The organism is Streptomyces sp. NPDC058469 (assembly GCF_042721125.1).
In the GTDB taxonomy this organism is placed as follows: domain Bacteria; phylum Actinomycetota; class Actinomycetes; order Streptomycetales; family Streptomycetaceae; genus Streptomyces.
The window spans coordinates 1-17,266 of record NZ_JBHXME010000054.1 but is presented as its reverse complement, the minus strand read 5'-3'; the positions used below and the strand labels follow the sequence as shown (position 1 = coordinate 17,266).

The 17,266-nt window shown below is 70.2% G+C and carries 14 protein-coding genes and 1 pseudogene; 10 read left to right on the top strand and 5 right to left on the bottom strand.

Annotated elements, in window-relative coordinates:
* Positions 1–150: 150 nt before the first annotated feature.
* From ACFWP5_RS23160 to ACFWP5_RS23145, 4 genes are all read left to right on the top strand, one after another.
* Entirely contained in the window at positions 151–1,236 is a 1,086-nt protein-coding gene (locus tag ACFWP5_RS23160; protein WP_384159594.1) for a glycine betaine/L-proline ABC transporter ATP-binding protein, read from the top strand.
* On the top strand, positions 1,229–3,052 hold the full coding sequence (locus tag ACFWP5_RS23155; protein WP_384159591.1) for an ABC transporter permease/substrate binding protein: 1,824 nt from the start codon (positions 1,229–1,231) through the stop codon (positions 3,050–3,052). The genes ACFWP5_RS23160 and ACFWP5_RS23155 overlap by 8 nt, the downstream gene beginning before the upstream one ends.
* Positions 3,053–3,456: 404 nt before the next feature.
* Positions 3,457–4,023, top strand: a complete 567-nt coding sequence (locus ACFWP5_RS23150) for a helix-turn-helix domain-containing protein (protein WP_384159589.1) — start codon at positions 3,457–3,459, stop codon at positions 4,021–4,023.
* On the top strand, positions 4,023–4,742 hold the full coding sequence (locus ACFWP5_RS23145) for a helical backbone metal receptor (protein WP_384159586.1): 720 nt from the start codon (positions 4,023–4,025) through the stop codon (positions 4,740–4,742). The genes ACFWP5_RS23150 and ACFWP5_RS23145 overlap by 1 nt, the downstream gene beginning before the upstream one ends.
* Here the strand turns inward: ACFWP5_RS23145 and ACFWP5_RS23140 are convergent.
* Complete coding sequence (locus ACFWP5_RS23140) at positions 4,669–5,778, bottom strand: TDT family transporter (RefSeq protein WP_384159583.1); 1,110 nt, start codon at positions 5,776–5,778, stop codon at positions 4,669–4,671. The genes ACFWP5_RS23145 and ACFWP5_RS23140 overlap by 74 nt on opposite strands.
* A 70-nt stretch (positions 5,779–5,848) precedes the next feature.
* On the opposite strand from ACFWP5_RS23140, the gene ACFWP5_RS23135 reads away from it, so the two are divergent.
* Positions 5,849–6,772, top strand: a complete 924-nt coding sequence (locus ACFWP5_RS23135) for a LysR family transcriptional regulator (RefSeq protein WP_384159580.1) — start codon at positions 5,849–5,851, stop codon at positions 6,770–6,772.
* Positions 6,773–6,857: 85 nt separating this feature from the next.
* A pseudogene (locus ACFWP5_RS23130) lies at positions 6,858–7,788 on the top strand (helix-turn-helix domain-containing protein).
* Between the two features lie 29 nt (positions 7,789–7,817).
* Here ACFWP5_RS23130 and ACFWP5_RS23125 read toward each other — a convergent pair.
* Entirely contained in the window at positions 7,818–8,447 is a 630-nt protein-coding gene (locus tag ACFWP5_RS23125; RefSeq protein WP_384159577.1) for a TetR/AcrR family transcriptional regulator, read from the bottom strand.
* A 70-nt stretch (positions 8,448–8,517) separates the two neighbouring features.
* Here ACFWP5_RS23125 and ACFWP5_RS23120 point away from each other — a divergent pair, with 70 nt between their 5' ends.
* On the top strand, positions 8,518–9,390 hold the full coding sequence (locus ACFWP5_RS23120; protein ID WP_384159574.1) for a ketopantoate reductase family protein: 873 nt from the start codon (positions 8,518–8,520) through the stop codon (positions 9,388–9,390).
* Between the two features lie 81 nt (positions 9,391–9,471).
* Here ACFWP5_RS23120 and ACFWP5_RS23115 read toward each other — a convergent pair whose 3' ends face one another.
* Both ACFWP5_RS23115 and ACFWP5_RS23110 read right to left on the bottom strand, forming a co-directional pair.
* The gene (locus ACFWP5_RS23115; RefSeq protein ID WP_384159571.1) at positions 9,472–10,164 is read right to left on the bottom strand and encodes a gamma-glutamyl-gamma-aminobutyrate hydrolase family protein; all 693 of its coding nucleotides are present in this window, start codon (positions 10,162–10,164) and stop codon (positions 9,472–9,474) included.
* 122 nt (positions 10,165–10,286) lie between these two features.
* Entirely contained in the window at positions 10,287–11,021 is a 735-nt protein-coding gene (locus ACFWP5_RS23110; RefSeq protein ID WP_384159568.1) for a FadR/GntR family transcriptional regulator, read from the bottom strand.
* Positions 11,022–11,106: 85 nt separating this feature from the next.
* Here ACFWP5_RS23110 and ACFWP5_RS23105 point away from each other — a divergent pair, with 85 nt between their 5' ends.
* From ACFWP5_RS23105 to ACFWP5_RS23095, 3 genes are read left to right on the top strand one after another with little or no spacing between them, the layout of a single operon-like run.
* Positions 11,107–12,477 carry a glutamine synthetase family protein gene (locus tag ACFWP5_RS23105; RefSeq protein WP_384159565.1) on the top strand — a complete coding sequence of 457 codons (1,371 nt, stop codon included), beginning with the start codon at positions 11,107–11,109 and terminating at the stop codon, positions 12,475–12,477.
* Positions 12,478–12,485: 8 nt separating this feature from the next.
* On the top strand, positions 12,486–13,865 hold the full coding sequence (locus tag ACFWP5_RS23100; RefSeq protein WP_384159562.1) for an aldehyde dehydrogenase family protein: 1,380 nt from the start codon (positions 12,486–12,488) through the stop codon (positions 13,863–13,865).
* A complete protein-coding gene (locus tag ACFWP5_RS23095; protein ID WP_384159559.1) occupies positions 13,862–14,644 on the top strand; it encodes a 3-oxoacyl-ACP reductase in 783 nt (260 codons plus the stop codon). Before ACFWP5_RS23100 ends, ACFWP5_RS23095 begins: the two co-directional genes overlap by 4 nt.
* Positions 14,645–14,711: 67 nt before the next feature.
* Here ACFWP5_RS23095 and ACFWP5_RS23090 read toward each other — a convergent pair whose 3' ends face one another.
* Positions 14,712–15,914 (bottom strand): amino acid deaminase/aldolase, encoded by a 1,203-nt coding sequence (locus tag ACFWP5_RS23090; protein WP_384159556.1) that lies wholly within the window; start codon positions 15,912–15,914, stop codon positions 14,712–14,714.
* Positions 15,915–17,266: the final 1,352 nt, after the last annotated feature.

Below are 17,266 nucleotides of genomic sequence, written 5' to 3'. Positions count from 1 at the left end.
TGTTGGTGAGCTGGACCACTCCTGTGTTTGCGCGCGGAAAGCCTGGGAAGGCGCGGCCTCGGAGCGATGCCGGTTGCACATTCAACTGCCGATGGGCCTTCAGGTCCCTCGCCATCGCCTCCCTGTCCTGCCCCCGATCGAGAGGTACGCGTGTCAGCCAGGCTAGAAGCCGAACACCTGCACAAGGTGTTCGGCAGACGACCCGACCAGGCAGTCGAACGGCTCCGCGAAGGAGCCGACCGGGAGGAACTGCGCGCCGAGGGCACCACCGCCGCCGTGATCGACGCCTCCTTCTCCGTCGCACCGGGCCAGATCTTCGTCGTCATGGGCCTGTCCGGCTCCGGCAAGTCCACCCTCCTGCGGATGCTCAACGGACTCCTGGAGCCCACCGCGGGCCGCGTCCTCTTCGACGGCCAGGACCTGACCGCGCTCGGCGACCGCGAACTCCGCGAGGTCCGCGCCCGCAAGATCAGCATGGTCTTCCAGCACTTCGCGCTCTTCCCGCACCGCAGCGTCCGCGAGAACGCCGCCTACGGTCTCGCGGTGCAGGGCGTGCCCCGCGCCGAGCGCGAAGCCCGCGCCGGCGAGGCGCTCGCCCTGTGCGGCCTGGCCGGCTGGGAGGACTCCTGGCCCGACGAACTGTCCGGCGGCATGCAGCAGCGCGTGGGCCTGGCCCGCGCGCTCGCCACCGACGCCGACCTGCTGCTCATGGACGAGTCGTTCAGCGCGCTCGACCCGCTGATCCGCCGGGACATGCAGGACCAGCTTCTGGAACTCCAGAAGTCCCTCAAGAAGACGATCGTCTTCATCACGCACGACCTCAACGAGGCCATGCGCCTGGGCGACCGCATCGCCGTCATGCGCGACGGCCGCATCGTCCAGACCGGCACCGCGGAGGACATCCTCGTCCGCCCCGCCGACGACTACGTCTCCTCCTTCATCCAGGACGTCGACCGCTCCCGGGTCCTCACCGCGAGCTCCGTCATGGACACCGACCTGCGCGGCGACGAGGCCGACTGCGCCTGCGAGACCGCGACGCCGGACACGCCGTTCAACGACCTGTGCGCGATCAGCGCCCGCCTCACGCACGCCGTCGCGGTGCTCGACAAGGACCACGAACTGGTCGGTGTCGTCCCGAGGCGGAACCTCGTCGCCTTCCTCGGCGACGAACAGCACGAACCCACCCCCTGTGTCAGTCCGCGCGACGGCGGCGAGAAGGTGACCGCCCATGCCTAGGCTCCCGCTCGGCGACTGGGTCGACTCCGGAGTCGACTGGCTCCTCGCCCACATGTCCTGGCTCTTCGACGCGATCAAGACGGTCGTCGAGGGCATGTACGACGGCATCAACGCGGTCCTCACCGCCCCCGAACCCCTGCTCCTCGCGGGCATCCTGGCCGTCATCGCCTGGTGGCTGCGCGGACTGGTCGCGGGTGTCCTGGCCTTCGCCGGGTTCCTGCTCATCGACTCGCTCGACCTGTGGGACCGGGCCATGTCGACCCTGGCCCTGGTGCTCGTGGCGACCGTCATCGCCCTGGTGATCTCGATCCCGCTGGGCATCTGGGCGGCCCGCTCCAGGACGGTCAGCGCGGTCGTACGGCCCGCCCTCGACCTGCTTCAGACGATGCCGTCGATGGTGCTGCTGATCCCGGCGATCCTCTTCTTCGGCCTCGGCACCTCCGCCGGCGTGATCGCCACCCTGATCTTCGCGCTCGCCCCCGGCGTCCGCATGACAGAGCTGGGCATCCGCCAGGTCGACGCCGAACTCGTGGAAGCCGCCGAGGCGTTCGGCACCTCACCGCGCGACACCCTGCTGCGCGTCCAACTGCCGCTGGCGCTCCCGACGATCATGGCGGGCATCAACCAGGTCATCATGCTGGGCCTGTCGATGGTCGTCATCGCCGGCATGGTCGGCACCGGCGGCCTCGGCGGCGCCGTCAACGAGGCCATCGGCCAGCTCGACATCGGCTTCGGCTTCGAGGCGGGCGTCGGCATCGTCGTCCTCGCCATCTACCTCGACCGCATGACCAGCGCGCTCGGCACCCAGATCTCCCCGCTCGGCCGCAGGGCCGCCGCCAAGGCCCGCGCGGCGGGCAACGCCAAGCCCTGGAACTACCGTCCTCGCCCGGCGTTCGCCGTGATCGGTGTGGTCGTCCTCGCTCTCGTGGCAAGCGGCATCGGCGTCTTCGGCTCCTCCTCAGGCACGAAGGCGACCTCCGCCACGGACGTCGGCAAGGGCAAGAACATCACCATCGGCTACATCCCCTGGGACGAGGGCATCGCCTCCACCTTCCTCTGGAAGGAGATCCTGGAGGAGCGTGGCTACAAGGTGACGACCACCCAGTACGCGGCCGGCCCCCTCTACACCGGCCTCGCCACCGGCCAGGTCGACTTCCAGACCGACTCCTGGCTGCCCACCACCCACGCCGAGTACTGGAAGAAGTACGGCAAGCAGCTCGACGACCTCGGCAGCTGGTACGGCTCCACGTCCCTGGAGCTGACCGTCCCGTCGTACGTGAAGGACGTCAACACCCTGGCGGACCTCAAGACCCACGCCTCCGAGTTCGGCGGCAAGATCACCGGCATCGAACCGAGCGCCGGAATGATGGGCCTCCTCAAGACCAAGGTCCTCAAGGAGTACGGCCTCCAGGGCTCCTACGACGTCGTCGACGGCTCCACCCCGGCGATGCTGGCCGAACTGAAGCGCGCGTACGCCAAGAAGCAGCCGATCGTCGTCACGCTCTGGTCGCCGCACTGGGCGTACAGCGACTACAAGCTGAAGAAGCTCACGGACCCGAAGAACGCCTGGGGCAAGGGCGACGGCGTGCACACCGTGGCGCGCAAGGGCTTCGCCGCCGACAACCCCGACGTCGGCAAGTGGCTGAAGGACTTCCGGATGACCGAGAGCCAGCTCACCGGTCTGGAGGCGCAGATCCAGAAGTCCGGCAAGGGCGGGGAGCAGGACGCCGTCCGCAGCTGGCTGAAGCAACACCCGGGCCTCGTCGACCAGTTGGCCCCGGTCACGAAGAACCAGAAGAGCCAGGCGGCCGGGTGACCTGACAGTCCCGGAGCCGCCGCCCGAGAGGTGGGCTCACCGCACGTTCCCCCCTTCGTGCGGTGCGGCCCACCTCTCTTGTTTGTTTGTGAGGACGTCCTCGGGCACGGAAAAGATCCGGCCAACCACACAGCGCTACGAAGCCGGCCGGCAGGCTCCGGGAACGAGCGGGAACACAGGCGACCGTGCGTGCATTGAAGTAGTGAGGTGAACTCTCGTGCCGATCGAGGGCCGGCGGGCCCCTGCCCACTGGCCAGAACTGTGAGGTCCGATCGCACGCTGTGTGACGTGGATGTGACAGGCGCATGAAACGGTTTGCCGAACATGCGTAGGGTGCAGAGAACTCATCAGAGGAAGCTTCAGAAACAGCATCGGACCGACGAGCGAAGGAGGGAGCCGGAGCGATGGGCGACCACAAAGAACAGCCCCTTCGGGTGGGTGCGGCCGTGCGGCGGCGCCGCCGTGCGCTGTCTCTCACCCTCGCCGTCGTGGCCGAACGCAGTGGCCTGTCGGTGCCCTTCCTGAGCCAGGTCGAGAACGACCGGGCCCGCCCCAGCAGAAGCTCCCTGGAGAAGGTGGCCGACGCCCTGCGCACCACGGCCGTCGAACTCCTCGCCGCCGCCGACCCCGCGTGCAGCGTCGACGTCGTACGCGCGGAGGAGCCCGAGTCGGTCGGCGCACCCCGGATGCGTTCCCTGGTACGGGGTCACCACCAGCTGCACGCCTCGGAGTTCACCGGCGACCATGACGCGGGACGCGAATTCCAGCACCGCAACGACGAGTTGATGTACGTCGCGGACGGCGCCGTCGAGATCGAGGCGGAGGGGCGTGCGTACCGGTTGGTGCGCGGCGACACGATGTACCTCACCGGAGGTGTCCGCCACCGCTGGCGCGCGACCGTGCCGGACACCCGGGTGGTCGTGGTCGCGGTGGCCGAGCACATCGAGGCGGTCCAGGACCGCCACCGCTGATGCGCGTCGTCTCCCTCGTACCGTCCCTCACCGAGGCAATCGCGGTGACCCTGCCGGGAGTTCTGGTCGGGGCGACGGACTGGTGCAGCCACCCGCCCCACCTCGACGTCACCCGCGTGGGCGGCACCAAGAACCCGAAGCTCGACCCGATCCTCGCCCTCGCTCCCGACCTGGTGATCGCCAACGAGGAGGAGAACCGCGAGCCCGACCTCACGACCCTGCGCGAGGCGGGCGTCGAGGTCCTGGTCACCGAGATCCGCGACGTCCCCCAGGCCTTCCGCGAACTGACCCGGGTCCTCGACGCGTGCGGTGCGCCGCTACGACCGCGCTGGCTGGACGAGGCGGAGCGGGCGTGGTCGGAGCTGCCGTCCCCTGAGGGCCGCAGGACCGCTGTCGTGCCCGTCTGGCGCCGTCCCTGGATGGTGCTGGGCCGGGACACCTTCGCGGGCGATGTGCTGGCCCGGCTGGGCGTGGACAACGCGTACGCGACGCACGCCGAGCGCTATCCGCGCGCCAAGGTCGACGAACTGCGGGCGGAGGACCCGGACTTGGTGGTCCTCCCGGACGAGCCGTGCCGCTTCACGGCCGACGACGGACCGGAGGCTTTCGCCGGTCTGCCCTGCGCGCTCGTCAGTGGCAGGCACCTCACGTGGTACGGGCCGTCACTGGGCGAAGCGCCACGGGTGCTGTCCGCGGCCCTGCGAGCAGCTCACCGCTGACCAGACCGCGGGCCGTGTGCACGGCGGCGGTGGCCCAGGCGGCGACCAGCACGCCGTAGAGGACGATCGCGAGCCCGTCGTAGACGGCGAGGCCGGTGTGGCGGGCCAGGGATTCGGCGCCGGTGACGCAGGTGCCGACCGGGAACGTGAACGCCCACCAGGTCATCGCGAAGCGCATGCCCTGGCGCCGGGCGCGGACGACGTGCGCGGTGGCGAGGCCGAACCAGAGCAGGGCGAAGCCCATGACGGGGATGCCGTAGAGGACGGCGAGGAGGCTGAAGCCCTGGGCGTACGCGGCCGGTACGACACCGGGGGCGAAGTCCGCGAACTTGCCTACGGCGGTGGTGGATTGACCCAGCGGACCCAGCACCAGGAACAGCGTCGGGGTGAGCGCGAGGGGCAGCGGTTCGCCGGTGACGATCCGGGCGAAGACCAGCGGCAGCATCAGCAGCGTCGCCAGCAGACTCAGCCCGAACATCGCGAAGCACGCGAGGAGCAGCGTCTCCCGCGCCTGCCCGGCCGGCAGATGCGGCACGAGGAGCGGCCCGAGCGCGGCGGACACCATGGGCGCGACGACGGGCAGCAGCCACACCGGGGACGCCTGCGAGGGGTGCACGTGATGCCGTACGGCCATCAGGTACGGGACGGCGACGGCGGCCACGAGCCCGACGACCGTACCGGCGCCGAACAGCACGGCGTCGAGCGCGACCGCCGCCCGGAGCCCGATCCAGTCCTGTCCGACGACCAGTCCGCCGCCGCCCACCGCAAGCAGGGCCATCGCGAGGCAGCCGTAGAACGGGGCCATCGCCGGGTCGAGGAGATCGGCGCGGGCCTGGTCGCGGTGGTGGGTCCAGTGCAGGGTCCGGGCGGCGAGCAGGGCCAGGAGCATCGCGAGCGAGAGGGCCCAGACGGCGGCGCAGGCCGTGCGCAGTCCCGGGATGTGGAGCGGGAGCCCGGCACCGGCCGTGGCGACGATGGCGGTGCCCATGACGGAGGCGTACCAGTTGGGTCCGAGATGACGAACGGCGGTGACCATGCCTCCACCGTCTCGCCGACTGAGACACGCGACCAGGGAGTATGTGTCTATGGGGACATAAACTGGATTTATGAGCGGGAGCGAGACGAATGATCAGCGGGAAGGGTCGATAGCGCACCGGGTGCCGGATCTCGGGGCGCTGGAGCTGTTGCTGGCCGTGGCACGCCTCGGCAGCCTCGGCGCCGCGGCCCGCGAACTGGGCATCACCCAGCCGGCCGCCAGCAGCCGCATCCGCTCCATGGAACGGCAACTCGGCGTCGCCCTGGTCGACCGCTCCCCACGCGGCTCACGCCTCACGGACGCCGGGGCCCTGGTCACGGACTGGGCCCGCCGCGTCGTCGAGGCGGCGGCGGCCTTCGACGCGGGCGCCCAGGCACTGCGACACCGCCGCGACTCCCGCCTCCGCGTGGCCGCGAGCATGACCATCGCCGAGTACCTGCTCCCCGGCTGGCTCCTGGCCCTGCGCTCCCAACGCCCCGACACCGCAGTCTCGTTGCTGGCCGGCAACTCGACCACGGTCGTGGAACGCCTCCTCTCCGACGAGGCCGACCTGGGCTTCGTAGAGGGCCTGTCTGTCCCGCCCGGCCTCGACTCGACGGTGATTGCCCACGACCACTTGATCGTCGTGACAGCCCCGACCCACCCCTGGGCCCGCCGCCGACGCCCGGTCCCGGCAGCGGAGTTGGCGTCGACACCCCTGATCCTCCGGGAAAAGGGCTCAGGCACGAGGCAGGTACTGGACGCGGCCCTGGGCGGCCTGGCCCGCCCTCTGATCGAGTTGTCCTCCACTACGGCGGTCAAGGCCTCGGCGGTGAGCGGAGCGGGCCCGGCTGTCCTGAGCGAGTTGGCGGTGGGGGAGGAACTGTCGATGCGACGCCTGGTCCGGATTCCGGTGGAAGAGGTCTCCCTGGCCCGGGACTTGAGAGCGGTCTGGCCGACGGGGCACCGGCCCACGGGCCCGGCGAGGGAGTTGCTGTCGCTGACGCGGGGCTAGCGCCGCATCAACCAACGTTCGCCCTGTAGTGCCGCGCTATGTGAAGGACGTGGCCGAGACATCGGTCATCCGTCACGCTGTCCTCCTGGCTGAGCGGGTGCGGGTGCGGGTGCGTGAGATCGATGACGACGACGGGCAGCGACTGCGGCGGATCGTGCGCCGGGGCACGGGGTCGGTGGTGACCTGGCGGCGGGCCCAGATGGTGTTGTTGTCCGCGCAGGGCATGCTGGTCGACAACGTCGCGACGGTGACGTTCACGGGCCCGGACCGGGTCCGTGACGTGGTGCACAACTTCAACGCCGACGGCTTCGATGCGCTCTACCCCAAGTACCGGGGCGGGCGCCCGAAGACCTTCGCCCTCCTGGAACGGCGGGAGATCAAGAAGCTCGCTAAGTCCAAGCCCGCCGAGCACAGCCTGCCATTCTCGACCTGGAGCCTGGTCAAGCTGGCCGACTTCCTGGTCGACGAGGGGGTGGTCGACGACATAGCCACGAGGGACTGCGCATCCTGCTCCGCGAGGAGGCGTCACCTTTCAACGGGTGAAGACCTGGAAGATCTCGAAGGACCCGGACTACGAGGCCAAAAAGGCCCGGGTCGAACACCTCTACGCAGCCTACGACCTGGGCAAAGACCAGCTCTACGGCCACATCAAGAAGACCAAGAACCGCAGCAAGTTCCTGGAATTCTGCCGCTACCTGCGTTCGCTCCACCCGGCGGACGTAGGCATCGCGATCGTCTGTGCAACTACTCGCCGCACTTGACGTCCAAGCGCTGCCAGCCGGTCGGCGCGTGGGGCTGCCAATAACGCCGAGATCGTCTGCACCCCGACCAACAGCTCCTGGCTGAAGAGGATCGAGGCCCAGTTCACCGATCTCCGCTACTTCGCCCTCGATGGCACCGACCACCCGACCCACAAGGCCCAGGGCAGTATGGTCCGCCGATACATCATCTGGCGGAACAAGAACGCCGCCGACCAGCGCCTCACTGCCCTCGTCCACAGGGCGAACGCCGCCTGACCCGCGCCGCCAACGTCTGTCCTGGGTCGTCAGGGCCGGATCGGCGGCGCACTCATCGCTGCCGTCAGGAACGTGATCGCCCATCGCCGGGCCGGCTCGCCCGCTACCGGGGACACGCATCCAGGGGAGGGCTGCTGGTGGACCTGGAGGCGGTCGACGGCCGTCACGGCCAAGACCCCCCGCATCCGGAACCACAGCTCCTCCGGGGAAAGGCCGGGCAGTACCCGCGCGAAGGCTGCGAAGTAGCGCTCACGGACCGAGTCCTCGGCCGGGCCGGTCCAGCTGCGTGCCTCCTCGGCCGGGTCGCTGAGGATCGTCACGATCAGCCGGGACGTCCGGGCGCCGCCCTCGTCGCCGGCCGGCATCTCGTCGAACAGCGGCCCCGCGAATGCCTCCACCAGTTCGCCGACCGGGGGGTCTGGGGTCCGGGCGAGCAATGTGTCGAGCCCGGCGCACTGGGCAGCGGTGATGGGCTCGGCCACGCGGCGGGCGACTGCCGCCATCAGCTCCGCCTTCGAGCCGAAGTGGTAGCCGACGGCGGCCAGGTTCGCTCCGGCGAGTTTGGTGATCGCGCGGACCGAGGTGCCGCGGTATCCGTGCTCGGCGAAGAGGTGCTCGGCCGCATCGAGGATCTGGGTGCGGGTGTCTGGGGTCGCCACACGAGGGACTCTACATATGTTTGAATGAAACGAACGTATGAATCAAGCGAACGTATGAAAGAGGGCTGTCGTGAAGCTGCTCGTGTACGGCGCCGGAGTGCTCGGCAGCCTGTTCGCCGCCCGCATGCATGAGGCCGGTCACGATGTCTCGCTCCTCGCCCGGGGCGGGCGCCTGACCGCTCTGCGCCGGCACGGCGTGCAGCTCGCCGAGGGAGACAGCCCAGCTGTCAGGCGGGTACCGGTACCGGTGGTCGAGCACCCGGACGGCGGGTACGACCTGATCACCGTCTTCGTCCGCACCCACCAGGTGGACGCGGTGCTGGAGTCACTCGCCGGCCTCGAAGGTGACGTGCTGTTCCTCCACAACTGGGCGGCCGGCGCGCAGCCGTTGGGCGCGGTGATCGGCCACGAGCGGGTGTTGCTCGGCTTCCCCGCGGCCGGCGGCACGATGGACGGCGACGTCGTCCGCTACCGCAAGAGCAATTTCATCACCCGCCGGGTCGCGATGCCGATCGGCGAGCCCGACGGCCGTACCACCCCGCGACTGGAACGGATCGTGGAGACGTTCCGTACCACCGGGATCAACGCCAAGGCCGAGCCGCAGATGGATGCCTGGCTCAAGACGCACGCCGCGTTCGAGGTGCCGCTCGGGCAGGCGGTACACGCGGCGGGCGGCCCGGTAGCGTTGGCCGACGACCCGGACGCGGTCCGCGGCATGCTCCACCTCATGCGGCAGAACCTCGCCGCGATGGAGACGCCGCCGGTACCTCGCGCGTTCGACGCGTTGCGGGCTCTGCCGCAAGGGTTCCTCGTGGCCGTGCTCCGGCGCTTCCTGAAGAGCCCGACGGCCGTGCACAGCGGACTCAACGACCCCTCGCCTGCCGCGGCGGCCGAACTCGAGCGGCTGGCCGAACAGCTCCGCGCCCCTGCGGGAGCCCGCTAAGCAACCTGGCTTTCTCCCCCCCCTGCGGCCACATCCTGCACATAGCGCGGCACTACAGGGCGAACGTTGGTTGACGCGGAGCTAGCGCTCTCTCGAAGCCGCCCCGACCAACGCCCGCATCACCCGCAGGTCTTCCCCCATCTCGGGATGCCACTGCACCCCCAACACCCAGTCGGCGGACGGAAGTTCGACGGCCTCCGGTGTCCCGTCCTCGGCCCAGGCCGACACCACCAGGCCCGCGCCCAGCCGGTCCACGGCCTGGTGGTGGAACGTCGGTACGGACGTCTCCTCCGGTACCGCGGACGCGTACAGGGTTCCCGGGACCGGCTTGACCGGGTGGTGGCCGAAGACGCCCGGTGTTTCCGCGTGGCCGTCCAGGTGTTGGACGAGGGTGCCGCCTACGGCGACGTTCAGGAGCTGCATTCCTCGGCAGATGCCCAGCAGGGGGATGCCCGCCGTCAACGCGGCCTCGATCAGGGCGAGTTCCCAGGCGTCGCGAGCCGCGGCGGGTGGGCCGGTGCGGGGGTCGCGGTCCGCACCGTAGCGGGTCGGTTCCACGTCCGGCCCGCCGGCGATCACCAGGGCGTCGAGGCGGGCGACGGTCGCCGCGGCGTGCTCGGGGGAGTCGGGAGGCAGCATCGCGACGAGGCCGCCCGCGCGTTGGACGAGCCGCGGGTAGCCGGCCGGCAGGAGCGCCGCCTCCAGTTCCCAGGTGCCCCAGCGCGCCCTGGCCTCCAGATACGTGCTGACACCGATCAGCGGCCTGCCCGCCATACGTCCTCCCACCCGAAACGTCCGGAGTAATGGATTGCATCCGTACCTTTACCGAGCCCACTTTTGCCGAGGGTGCCCCCGAAGGGCAAGGCTCACCCGCGCGCCGCCCCAGCCCCGCAGGGCTACGCCAGGAAGCCCCGCAGCAGTGCCGCCGTCCCCGCGCAGTGCTCCCGCATCATCTCCCGCGCCCCGTCGGCGTCCCCGTCCAGCACCGCCTCGACCAGCGCGATGTGCTGCCGTTGCGAGTGCTCCAGGTTGCGGACCAGGAGGGGGATGCAGTCGAGGAGGTCGTTCACCGTGGCCCGTACCGCCGCGTACTGCGCGGTCAGGGTCGGTGAACCGCACAGCTCGGCCAGGGTCAGGTGCAGCAGGGTGTCCAGGCGCCGGTAGTCGGCGAGCGGGGCGTCGTGCGTGCGGGCCAGGGCGTCCCGCAGTCGGCCCGCCTGCTCGGACGTCAGGCCGTGCGTCGCGCACAGGCCCGTCGCGCCGACCTCCAGCACCTCCCGGAACCGCAGCACGTCCTCGATGTCGACCGCGCTGATCCGCCGCCGCAGCTCGTCCTCGCCGCCGGCGTCCGACTTCGGCAGGACGAACGTCCCGCCGTAGCGTCCCCGCCGCGACTCCACGAGACCCTGGTCCTGCAGTACCTTCAGAACCTCGCGCAGCGTCACCCGACTGATCCCGAGCCGCTCGGCCAGTTCCCGCTCGGCCGGCAACCGTTCGCCCCCCGGCACCAGACCCAGCCGTACGACCTGCAGTATCTGTTCCAGCGCCTCTTCGAATCCGTTGCCCGCCCGCACCGGCCGCAGTACCGGGGTCAACCGGTCCTCAAGCCCGTTCTCCGCATCCAGCGACATATGGCGGCACCCCCTTCCCAAGCAATGGTTCTCCGCAATACCTTATGGCTTCCGGCTGACCGTAGAAGCCGAAGGAGGCTTTCCCGTGGCAGACCGCACACCCCCACTGAGCGTCGAGGAACTTCAACGCCTCGTTTCCAGTGGTGAGATCGACACTGTCGTCCTGGCCTTCCCCGACATGCAAGGGCGGCTGCAGGGCAAGCGGTTCGCCGCCCAGTTCTTCCTCGACGACGTACTGCAGCACGGCACTGAGGGCTGCAACTACCTCCTCGCCGTCGACACCGAGATGAACACGGTCGACGGCTACGCCATGTCCTCCTGGGAGCGCGGTTACGGCGACTTCGCCATGCACCCGGACCTGTCCACCCTCCGCCGTGTGCCCTGGAACGAAGGCACCGCCCTGCTGATCGCCGACCTCGCCTGGAACGACGGATCGCCGGTGGTCGCCGCACCCCGCCAGATCCTGCGCCGCCAGCTGGAGCGCCTCGCCGAGCACGGTTTCACCGCGCAGGTCGGTACGGAGCTGGAGTTCATCGTGTTCAAGGACACGTACGAACAGGCCTGGGACGCCGACTACAGAGGCCTCACGCCGGCCAACCAGTACAACATCGACTATTCGGTGCTGGGGACCGGGCGTATCGAGCCGCTGCTGCGCCGTATCCGCAACGACATGACCGTCGCCGGGCTGACCGTCGAGTCCGCCAAGGGCGAGTGCAACCCGGGCCAGCACGAGATCGTCTTCCGCTACGACGACGCCCTCGTCACCTGCGACCAGCACGCGGTCTACAAGACCGGCGCCAAGGAGATCGCCTCCCAGGAGGGCTTCTCGCTCACCTTCATGGCGAAGTACAACGAGCGCGAGGGCAACTCCTGCCACATCCACCTCTCGCTCGCCGACGCCGACGGCGGCAACGCCATGGCCGGCTCCTCGGACGACCCCGGGGGCATGTCGGAGGTCATGCGGTACTTCCTCGCCGGGCAGCTCGCCGCGCTCCGCGACTTCTCGCTGCTCTACGCCCCGAACATCAACTCGTACAAGCGGTTCCAGCCGGGTTCGTTCGCGCCGACCGCCGTCGCCTGGGGGTACGACAACCGCACCTGCGCCCTCCGGATCATCGGCCACGGACGCTCCATGCGCTTTGAGAACCGGCTGCCGGGCGGGGACGTGAATCCCCATCTGGCGGTGGCGGGGCTTGTCGCCGCCGGGCTCTACGGCATCGAGCACAAGCTGGAGCTGCCGGAGGCCTGCGCGGGCAACGCCTACAGCGGCGACTACGCGCACGTGCCCACCAATCTCCGTGAGGCCGCAGAGCTGTGGGAGAACAGCCCGATCGCCAAGGCCGCCTTCGGCGACGAGGTCGTCGCGCACTACCGCAACATGGCACGCGTCGAACTGGAAGCCTTCGACGCCGCCGTCACCGACTGGGAGCTGCGTCGCTCCTTCGAACGTCTGTGAGGACCCCTTTGCCTGCCGAGCACCCGCTGCAAGTTCTGAACCCGGCCACCGAGGAGGTCGTCGCCACCGTCCCGGCCGCCACCGCGGCCGACGTGGACGCCGCCGTCGTACGCGCCGCGCGGGCCCAGACGAAGTGGGCCGCGCTCCCGCCCGCCGACCGCGCCCGGCTGCTGCGCCGTTTCGCTACGGCCGTCGACGAACACCTCGAAGAACTGGCCCAGTTGGAGGTGCGCGAGGCCGGGCACACGGTCGGCAACGCTCGCTGGGAGGCCGGCAACGTCCGTGATCTGCTCGACTACGCGGCCGGGGGAGTGGAGCGGCTGACCGGCCGGCAGATCCCGGTCGCGGGCGGCCTCGACATCACGATCCTCGAACCCCTGGGCGTGGTGGGCGTGATCGCGCCCTGGAACTTCCCGATGCCGATCGCCGCGTGGGGCACCGCCCCGGCGCTCGCGGCGGGCAACGCGGTCATCCTCAAGCCGGCCGAGACGACCCCGCTGACCGCGCTCCGGCTGGCCGAACTCGCCCTGGAGGCAGGCCTTCCCGAGGGCCTCTTCCAAGTACTCCCCGGCCACGGCCCGGTCGCGGGCACCGCACTCGTCGAGCACCCGGGCGTCGCGAAGATCGTGTTCACGGGGTCGACGGCCGTAGGCAAACAGGTGCTGGCGAAGGGCTCGGCGCTCCTCAAGCGCGTCACCCTCGAACTCGGCGGCAAGAGCCCCAACATCGTCTTCGCCGACGCGGACATCGAGGCCGCCGCCGCAGCCGCCCCCATGTCCTTCCTCGACAACTCCGGCCAGGACTGCTGCGCCCGCACCCGCATCCTCGTCCAACGCTCCGTCTACGACCGGTTCCTGGACCTCCTGGCCCCGGCCGTCGAGTCCGTCCGCGTCGGCGACCCGGCCGACGAGAAGACGGACATGGGCCCGCTGATCTCCAAGGCCCAGCTGGAGCGCGTCCGTTCGTACGTCACGGACGACTTGGGCGGCATCCGAGGCAAGGCCCCCGAGGGCCCTGGCTTCTGGTTCCCGCCCACCGTCCTCACCGGCGTCGACCCGCACGCGCGCGTGGCCGTCGAGGAGGTCTTCGGCCCGGTCGCCGTAGTGCTCCCCTTCGAGGACGAGACGGAGGCAGTGGTGCTGGCCAACGCCACCGACTACGGCCTCTCCGGCTCCATCTGGACCCGTGACGTCGGCCGCGCCCTGCGCGTCTCGCAGGCCGTGCGGGCCGGCAACCTGTCCGTCAACTCCCATTCCAGCGTCCGCTATTGGACCCCCTTCGGCGGCTTCAAGCAGTCCGGGATCGGCCGCGAACTGGGCCCCGACGCGCTCACCGCCTTCACCGAAACCAAGAACGTCTTCATCAGCACGGAGGGCCCCGCACAGTGACCTCAGAGATTGTTTGCCGGCGTCTCGTCGGCCGTACCGCCGTCATCACCGGAGCCGGCAGCGGCATCGGTCTCGCCACCGCCCGCCGGCTCGCCTCCGAGGGCGCGCACGTCGTCTGCGGCGACATCGACGAGACCCATGGCAAGGCGGCGGCCGACGAGGTCGGCGGACTCTTCGTGAGGGTCGACGTCACCAACCCCGAACAGGTCGAGGCGCTTTTCAAGGCGGCCTACGACACCTACGGCAGCGTCGACATCGCCTTCAACAACGCGGGCATCTCACCGCCGGACGACGACTCCATCCTCGACACGGGACTGGAGGCATGGAAGCGCGTCCAGGACGTCAACCTCACCTCCGTTTACCTGTGTTGCAAGGCCGCCATCCCGTACATGCGCCGTCAGGGCAAGGGCTCCATCATCAACACGGCGTCCTTCGTGGCGCGGATGGGCGCGGCGACGTCGCAGATCTCGTACACGGCGTCCAAGGGCGGTGTCCTCGCCATGTCCCGTGAACTGGGCGTGCAGTTCGCCCGCGAGGGCATCCGCGTCAACGCGCTCTGCCCGGGTCCGGTCAACACCCCGCTCCTGCAAGAGCTGTTCGCCAAGGATCCCGAGCGCGCCGCGCGCCGCCTGGTGCACATCCCGGTCGGCCGCTTCGCCGAGGCGACCGAGATCGCCGCCGCCGTCGCCTTCCTGGCCAGCGACGACTCGTCCTTCGTCAACGCCGCCGACTTCCTTGTGGACGGCGGGATTTCGGGCGCGTACGTCACTCCGATGTGAGCGCGGCACCATACGTCGACGGCGGCCCGGAACAACTTCCGGGCCGCCGTTCATTTCTGACGACCTGTCACAGGAACGTCATGCCCTCGCCGCGATAGGTCGGTACGGTCGCGGTCACCGCGTCGCCCTCGATCAGGTGCAACACGTCGAAGCGCTCGCACAGTTCACCGGCCTTGGCATGCCGGAACCACACCTTGTCGCCGATGAGGAGGTCGTCGGCGGGCGGGCCGAGCAGCGGCGTCTGCACCTCGCCGGGCCCTTCCTGGGGGTCGTAGCGCAGGCCCTCCGGGAGGTACGGCACCGGGAGCCGGTCGGGGCCGGCGGCGCCGGAGGCGGGGTAGCCGCCGCCGAGGACGGTGACGACGCCGACACCCGGGCGCCGTACGACGGGATGGGCGAAGAGCGCGGCCGGACGGCCGGTGAACGACGTGTAGTTGTCGAAGAGACGCGGCACGTACAGCCCGGAACCGGCCGCGATCTCGGTCACGGCGTCCTCGGCCGCGGTGTGCTGCACACTGCCGGTGCCGCCGCCGTTGACGAACTCCAGGTCGGGCACCACGGCCCGTACCGCACGCACCACTTCCGCGCGCCGCTCGGCGAGTTCGCGCTTGGCGGTGGCCTGCATCAGCCGGATCGCGCGGGAGCGGAACGGCCGCCCGGCCACCGAGTCACCGACGCCGGCGATGTGGCCCTCGTACGCCATGATCCCTACGACCTTGAAGCCCGGGCGGCGGGACACCGCGCGGGCCATGTCGGCGAGTTGGGCGGGGGAGCGCAGCGGCGAGCGGAGCGCGCCGACGCGGACCCGGCCGCCGAGCATCCGCAGTGAGGTGTCCAACTCCAGGCAGACGCGCACGACTTCGGTGCCGCCGTCGCGTGAGTCGTCGATGAGTTCGAGCTGGGCCGGGTCGTCGATCATCACGGTGACGGCGGAGGCGAGCTTGGGGTCGTTGGCGAGTTTGCCGAAGGCGGCGTGGTCGGCGGAGGGGTAGGCGAGGAGGACGTCCTCGAACCCGGAGCGGGCGAGCCAGAGCGACTCGGCGAGGGTGAAGGACATCAGGCCCGCGAAGCCGTCCCTGGCCAGGACGCGTTCGAGGAGGGTTCGACAGCGGACGGACTTGCTGGCGACGCGGACCGGCTTGCCGCCGGCCCGGCGGACGAGGTCGTCCGCGTTGGCATCGAAGGCGTCCAGGTCGACGATCGCGATGGGGGCGTCGAGGTGGGCGGTGGCCCGGTCGTAACGGGCCCGGTCGGCGGCGCGCGCAGTCATGAACGCAGCCTGCCAGACAGGATTACCGCAGGGTAGGGGGACGTTCCGGGCAGATGCCCCGGGGGCGTGGACTGGTTCCCGTTCGAGCGGGGTCAACCCGTAGAGTGACGCGCACGCACGGAGGAAACGCCGCCGGTCGTTCGACCGCGCCCGGGATGGCGGTCCGCCGCTGCGGGTATGCGTGCTCGGGACGACTTTGTTTTTGTGTCGTGCCGGGTGAGAGCGGGGTGGACGCCGGTCCGTATACGAGCAGGGGCAGGAGTACACCGGCCCGCATACGGACAACGGTGGCCCGGGTACGAGGAAACGGGGGGTGCATGAGCACGGAAGCGCGACGCGCCCCCGGACCGGGGGGTTCGACGCCGCCGCCCCGTCCGCCGGGCTCGCCGGGACCGACGAACGCGGCGAATCCTGTGAACCCTGCGAACGTGACGGACTCCGTGAACAAGACGAACTCGGCGGGGCAGCCGACGTCTGATGATGCAACGGGCGAGGACTTGGACCGACCGCATTCTGGTTACGTGGGGGATTCGGGGACGACGGGGACTTCCGGGATGGCAGGGGCTTCGGGAGCTGGGCCGGGGGCCACTTCGGGCGCTGCCTCGGGTCCGGGTTCGGCTTCTGTCCATGGTCCGGTCTCGGGTTCCGCGTGGGGTCCGGTTTCGGGTTCCGGTTCGAGTGCGGTCTCGGGGGGCACTCCGGGTTCTGCTTCGGGTCCCGGTATGAGGGTTGGTCCGGTTTCGGACGCGCCGGGAACACCGCCTGGTGTGGGTGGCGGGTCGGGTGCGCAGGGTGCGGGGAGTCGGCCGGGTGCGCCGAACAGGCCTGGTACGTCCGGTACTTCGAGTGCGTGGGATGCGTGGAGTGCGCCGGGGATGCCGGGTGCGTCGACGAACGGTGGGTCGTCGGACCGGCGGCCTGCCTCCGGCGCCCATGCGAGAGGGCGACAGGCGACGGGGGATGCGCCGCGACCAGGCGATGGCACGGGTGTGCCGGGCCCGAGCAGCCCAGGGACTTCCGGGGCTGCGGGAGCTTCGCGGACTGGGCGCGAGCCGTTCGCACCGGGTTCTGACGTGCCGTCGCGTGGGGTGGATTCCGGTACGGCGTCGGCGGGGAGTGGGCACGGGGGCGGGGGTGACGGGTTCAGCACGGGGTGGTGGGACGGCGGCAACGGGAGACGTACGGCACCGCAGAACGGTGGGTCCGATGCCGGAGCGATGTCCCGGGGGAACGGCCCCGATGCGCGTACTGGGTCTCCGGGCGACGGTTTTGATGCCGGCGTGGTGTCTTCGAGTACCGGTTCTGATGCGGGTACCGGGGCTTCGGGCGACGGTTTTGATGCCGGCGTGGTG

Coding starts and splice junctions, on each gene's coding strand:
- ACFWP5_RS23155 (WP_384159591.1), top strand. CDS start 1,229: ATGCCTAGGCTCCCGCTCGGCGACTGGGTCGACTCCGGAGTCGACTGG.
- ACFWP5_RS23150 (WP_384159589.1), top strand. CDS start 3,457: ATGGGCGACCACAAAGAACAGCCCCTTCGGGTGGGTGCGGCCGTGCGG.
- ACFWP5_RS23145 (WP_384159586.1), top strand. CDS start 4,023: ATGCGCGTCGTCTCCCTCGTACCGTCCCTCACCGAGGCAATCGCGGTG.
- ACFWP5_RS23140 (WP_384159583.1), bottom strand. CDS start 5,778: ATGGTCACCGCCGTTCGTCATCTCGGACCCAACTGGTACGCCTCCGTC.
- ACFWP5_RS23135 (WP_384159580.1), top strand. CDS start 5,849: ATGAGCGGGAGCGAGACGAATGATCAGCGGGAAGGGTCGATAGCGCAC.
- ACFWP5_RS23115 (WP_384159571.1), bottom strand. CDS start 10,164: ATGGCGGGCAGGCCGCTGATCGGTGTCAGCACGTATCTGGAGGCCAGG.
- ACFWP5_RS23110 (WP_384159568.1), bottom strand. CDS start 11,021: ATGTCGCTGGATGCGGAGAACGGGCTTGAGGACCGGTTGACCCCGGTA.
- ACFWP5_RS23090 (WP_384159556.1), bottom strand. CDS start 15,914: ATGACTGCGCGCGCCGCCGACCGGGCCCGTTACGACCGGGCCACCGCC.